Origin of the sequence: Bradyrhizobium sp. CCBAU 45384, from assembly GCF_028128665.1 — a bacterium.
In the GTDB taxonomy this organism is placed as follows: Bacteria; Pseudomonadota; Alphaproteobacteria; order Rhizobiales; family Xanthobacteraceae; genus Bradyrhizobium; species Bradyrhizobium manausense.
In genome coordinates this window covers 584-2,034 of record NZ_LBIZ01000006.1, presented here as the reverse complement: position 1 = coordinate 2,034, position 1,451 = coordinate 584, and the positions used below count along the sequence as shown (strand labels likewise).

Here is a 1,451-nt window from a genome sequence, read left to right as displayed (position 1 = left end):
GGAAATTGTAGCCCGCAAGCGGAAGGCAGCTTATTCGATCATCGCGTCCTTAAGTGGTTTGCCGATGCCGCGCTGCAGTGGAGCGATCTGCTCCGCTCTGCGGGAAAAACTCCTCAACAGAGCTTGGAATTTGAACCTTGAAGCAATTTGCGAGACCAACAGTGGACCGCCGCAACTCGCTGGAGCCGCGCTTATCCATGGGATGTTTGCAGTCAGGCTTCCATTTTCTAGTTCTGTCGTCACATTGCGACGGTCGGCGGCGCATTCGCAACGATGTGCAGTGGCGGTTCCGATGACGATGACCCTGTGCGGCCTACTTGAGCTGGAGAACAATAATGAGCACGAATCCCAACAAAGCACTCTGGGAAAAGGGAGACTTCACCAGGCTCGCGTCGACCATGCGGGAGAGTGGCGACGCACTTGCAAGGTCGCTCGGTCCCGCCAGCGGCATCAAGGTTCTTGACCTTGGATGCGGTGACGGGACGACGGCTATCCCCCAGGCTCAGCTCGGTGCGGACGTGACGGGCGTGGATATTGCCAGCAACCTCGTGCAAGCCGGAAACAAACGCGCGCAGGAGATGGGTCTTTCCAACTGCCGCTTCCAGGAAGGTGATGCCTCTCACCTTGATGACCTCGCCAACCAAAGCTTCGATCGAGTGGTAAGCATTTTCGGTGCAATGTTCGCCCCACGACCGTTTGACGTCGCCAAGGAAATGGTGCGTGTTACCCGCCCGGGCGGGCAAATCATCATGGGAAACTGGATTCCGGGCGATCCGACCCTCGTTGCACAAATATTGAAGATTGCCGCGTCATACACTCCGCCTCCTCCGGAAGGCTTTGTCAGCCCCATGACTTGGGGGGTCGAGAGCAACGTTATCGAGAGATTTGGAGCCGCCGGCATCCAAAAGGAAAACATTTCCTTCGTCCGGGATACTTACACGTTCAACTTCCCGGGCACACCCGCACAGTTCGTCAATGTGTTCCGGGACTATTACGGACCTACGATGAACGCATTCGAGGCGGCGGACAAGAACGGACGCAGGGCGGATCTGCAAAAGGAAATGGAGACCCTTTTCACTGCTCAGAACAGAAGCAAGGAAGCCACGTCTATTCCTGCAACTTTCCTGCGCGTCGGAGTGAGAGTTGCCTGAGTTGGGAATTTAGCAGCCGCACCGGAGCCGATTGCTCGCCGTGCTCGCGGATGGAGCCGCGCAAAAGCATCCGCAAGGTCTCGCGCGCGTTCGATTGCGGTACGTCCATGCGTCGCCAAACTCTATCCTGAACCAAAATGCCGCTCCGCTTCCGGTCCATCCCGGAAGCCGACCTCAACCTTAGCTTCTCGCTCGACCGGAATGGGCCAGCTCCGGACGCCGAGGATGCTGCCGCGCCCCGGAGCTGTTATGATGATGCGGTTTTGGGGATGGATCGTCCGGAAGAGGTAATGATCATGC

At 57.5% G+C, this 1,451-nt stretch carries 1 protein-coding gene; it reads left to right on the top strand.

From position 1 onward, the window contains the following. The first annotated feature begins 335 nt into the window (after window positions 1–335). The gene (locus XH80_RS00580) at window positions 336–1,151 is read left to right on the top strand and encodes a class I SAM-dependent methyltransferase (protein ID WP_057740226.1); all 816 of its coding nucleotides are present in this window, start codon (window positions 336–338) and stop codon (window positions 1,149–1,151) included. Window positions 1,152–1,451: the final 300 nt, after the last annotated feature.